The 1,429-nt window shown below is 69.3% G+C and carries 2 protein-coding genes and 1 pseudogene; all 3 read left to right on the forward strand.

From position 1 onward, the window contains the following. Nucleotides 1-239: putative peptidoglycan-binding domain-containing protein (locus HC022_RS26505; RefSeq protein WP_303049111.1), on the forward strand; the 239-nt coding region annotated here is incomplete at its 5' end. Then, nucleotides 230-856 carry a 3TM-type holin gene (locus HC022_RS26510; RefSeq protein ID WP_167454376.1) on the forward strand — a complete coding sequence of 209 codons (627 nt, stop codon included), beginning with the start codon at nt 230-232 and terminating at the stop codon, nt 854-856. The genes HC022_RS26505 and HC022_RS26510, both read left to right, overlap by 10 nt. A gap of 200 nt (nt 857-1,056) precedes the next feature. After that, nucleotides 1,057-1,429: pseudogene (locus HC022_RS26515) on the forward strand (heme lyase NrfEFG subunit NrfE); the annotation flags it as partial.

Consider the following 1,429-nt stretch of genomic DNA (forward strand, 5'->3'; position numbering starts at 1 on the left):
CCTTTTCCTCCTCCTCTCTCTCTCCTTCTCTCTCTCCGCATCATCTTGCCGACGCCTATGGCATTGCGCGCCGCAACTACTATTTCGCGCTGGCGGACAGAAGTCAGGCCAGCCGCAAGTACGCGCGCACCCGCGCCGGCGGCAAGGGCGGCTGGATCCGCCGCGCCGAGGAATTCATCTCGCCGCGCTACCACCTTTCGGACGCGCAGTTCCGCGCGCGGGTGGCGGCATGGGCATAATCGCGGGGCTGGTGGGGACGGCGCTGCGCGGCATGTTCGGCGACGGGCGCAACGTGGTGGCCGAAACGGCCGAGGTGTTCCGCGCCAATGCCGAAGCCTCGGCCGGGCGGGCCCATGCGCTCGACAGCGCCGCGCTGGCGCAGCTCTCGGCCGAGTTCGCACCGCGCCAGCGCGGCTGGTTCGACCGGCTGATGGACGGGGTGAACCGCCTGCCGCGCCCGCTCATGGTGCTGGGGCTGGTGTGGATGCTGGTCGAGACCGCCCGCAACCCCGAGGCCATGGCGCGGGTCTTCGGCGCCTGGGCGGTGCTGCCCGAGGCCGCCTGGGTGGTGTTCGGCATTGTGGTCACCTTCTATTTCGGCGGCCGCGCGCAGCTCAAGGACCAGGAATTCCGCCGCGGCCTCGCGCAGTCGGCTGTGGCAGCGGCGCGGCTGCCCTTGGGGCATGAGGCGGGGGCGGTTTCGGCGGTGTCAGGCCCCGGGGACGCCGAGGAGACCGCGGCGGTGGCGGCTCTGTCCGAAGACGCCGCGGAGGGCGCAAGGCTCGCCGGGAGCGCGGCGGACGACAACCCCGCGCTGGCGGAGTGGCGCGCCTCCGGTCCGCGAGCCGTGTCCTAGGCCCGCCGTCCGGTGTGAGGCGTCCCGGACACCCCAGAGTGTATGTTTGAGATTGCTTGTGGTGAGATCAAAGACGGGGGTCGCGTTCTGCGGCCCCCGTTTCGCGTCACCACGCGCCCGGGGGATTGCGACAAAGTGATACCCTCAGTCCCTCGATTTCCGTTGGCCGCTCAGGGGGGCTTTCGTATACACATCGGATCATGATTACCGAACTCGGACATTTCGCCCTGATCCTCGCGTTCCTCGTCGCCTGCGTGCAGGCGGTGGTGCCGATGGTGGGCGCGCAGAAACGCTGGCCCGGCTGGATGGCCGTGGCCGAGCCCGCCGCAACCGCTCAGTTCCTGCTGGTCCTGCTCAGTTTCGCGGCCCTGACCCATGCCTTCGTCACCTCGGACTTCTCGCTGAGGCTCGTGGTGATGAACAGCCATTCCGCCAAGCCGATGCTCTACAAGATCAGCGGCGTCTGGGGGAACCACGAGGGCTCGATGCTGCTTTGGGTGCTGATCCTGGCGCTCTTCGGCGCCATGGCGGCCTGGTTCGGGGGCAACCTGCCGCCAAGCCTGCGGGCCCGGG

Origin of the sequence: Salipiger sp. HF18 (genome assembly GCF_011806505.1) — a bacterium.
Classification (GTDB): domain Bacteria; phylum Pseudomonadota; class Alphaproteobacteria; order Rhodobacterales; family Rhodobacteraceae; genus Salipiger; species Salipiger thiooxidans.

What these genes read in the sequence shown, in the direction of transcription:
- HC022_RS26510 (WP_167454376.1), top strand. Translation starts at nt 230, where the DNA reads ATGGGCATAATCGCGGGGCTGGTGGGGACGGCGCTGCGCGGCATGTTC.